Here is a 1,853-nt window from a genome sequence, read left to right as displayed (position 1 = left end):
CGCGTCCTCGTGCGGCGGCTCGACGTCAAGGACGATTTGCGCGCGCGGATTTTGCGTGACGATGAGCGCGAGCAGCCTTGAGCCGATCCCTAGCCCGCGAAATTTCGCATCGATGCCGAGGTAGGCCACGTAAAAAATCCCGCCATCCCCGCCGCTTGAAATTTCGCTCTCATCGTAGCGCGAAATTTCGCTTTCTGCGACATTTGATGAAATTTTGCTCTCCGCGGCGTTTAATGAAATTTCATCCCTTCCGGCGCTTGATAAAATTTTGCCGCCCGCACCGCAAATCAAACGGTCCTCGTCGATCGGAATTTTGCTATCTGCGCCCACATTTAAAATTTCATCGCCGCTAAAAGACTGCGTTTTTCGGTATGCGATTTTACCAATCGTATCGTTTGAAAATTCTGCTTCTGAAAATTTTATTTCGCCGCCTGGAATTTCATCATCCGCGCCGCTATGGGCTTTGGATCTTAAAATTTTATCCGCATTTAGGCGAAGCGGTGGCTGTTTGTGGTTCAAAACCGCGCGCTTGTAGGTTTGCTCGGTCCTATAGACGCAAAACCCAACGAGCTCCTCGCCGCTTAAATTTTGCGCCGTCGCGTTTGAATTTTTGCTCGCCGTATCGGATTTTTTATCAGTCGCAGCACGATTTTTAGAATTCAAAGAGTTAAATTCTGCCGCGCCGCAGTTATCCGCATTGGAATTTTTACCCGCAGCGCCACGATTTTGGCTCGCTTCGCTGCGATTTTGCGATCCCACGCATAAATTTTCACTCGCCGCCGCGTAATGCTTATCAGTCGCGCCGCCAGCGACCAGGATACTAAAATCCTCGAAAATTGCCGCGATTTCAAGCTGTCCTTTGCGCGACATTTTTAAGAAATTTTTTATGCTGATACGCTCGATTTCGGGGAACGCTGCGACGTTGATCGCCTCTATGCGCGCGATCAGCGCCGAATCCTCGCCGATACGCTCAAGTCTCATTAGCTCTCCTTGTCGCGATAGGCCTACCGCGTAAATTTAAAATTTGCCCGCCTCGCTCGCGGGGATTTCATCGCTCGGCCCTTAAATTTAATGAAATTTCGCAAAATTTAAGGGCGCTCGTCTAAATTTAATCCTCGCCGTAAATTCGCTTCAAATTCCCCAGCGTCGCGCTCGCGTTTAGTAGCAGTGCATCGGCGATCGCCAGCCGCGCCATTGCGGTAGCTACGACACTGCCGCGCACGGCGATACACGGATCGTGCCGCCCGCGCAGCTCGCAGATCGCGTCCGCACCGTGCACGTCCACGCTGCGCTGCGCCATAAAAATGCTCGGAGTGGGCTTAAAATGCGTCGCAATCTCGATCGGCGCGCCGCTGCTTATGCCGCCTAAAATCCCGCCCGCGTTGTTACTCGCAAAATTTGCGCCGATCTTGCCGCCGTTGGTGCGGATCGAATTTTTGCTAGCGCCCATGAAATCGTTATTTTCGCTGCCCTTTAGCGTGCTCGCCTTCACTCCCGCGCCGATCTGCACAGCCTTTACGCCGTTTATGCCCATCAGCGCGCCCGCAAGCGCCGCATCCAGCTTACCATACAGCGGCTCGCCAAGCCCAGCAGGCACGCCCGTAACGCGAGTTAGCACGCAGCCGCCGATACTATCGCCCGCATTTTTGACGCTTAGAATTAACTCCTTTTGCGCGCTCTCCACAGCGGGATCGAGTGCGAAAATTTCGCTGTTTTGCGCAAAGTCGAAGTCTAAATTTTCCGCGTAAATTTCGCCCACGCCGCAAACCCCGCTTTTTACGGAAATTTTAAAGTGATCTAGCAGGATTTGCGCGAACGCCCCCGCAGCCACGCGCACGGCGGTTTCGCGCGCG

2 protein-coding genes are annotated in these 1,853 nt (G+C 53.3%); both read right to left on the bottom strand.

Annotation, left to right across the window (positions count from 1 at the left end; translation table 11 throughout):
- A partial coding sequence (locus Q0438_RS07520) for a GNAT family N-acetyltransferase (RefSeq protein ID WP_299189817.1) occupies positions 1–981 on the bottom strand: 981 nt, incomplete at its 3' end.
- Positions 982–1,108: 127 nt separating this feature from the next.
- Positions 1,109–1,853, bottom strand: a 745-nt coding sequence (locus Q0438_RS07515) for a chorismate synthase (RefSeq protein ID WP_299189815.1), incomplete at its 5' end; no start/stop codon positions are given.

This window comes from uncultured Campylobacter sp., assembly GCF_938030785.1.
Classification (GTDB): Bacteria; Campylobacterota; Campylobacteria; order Campylobacterales; family Campylobacteraceae; genus Campylobacter_B.
This window is presented reverse-complemented; position numbering and strand designations above follow the sequence as displayed.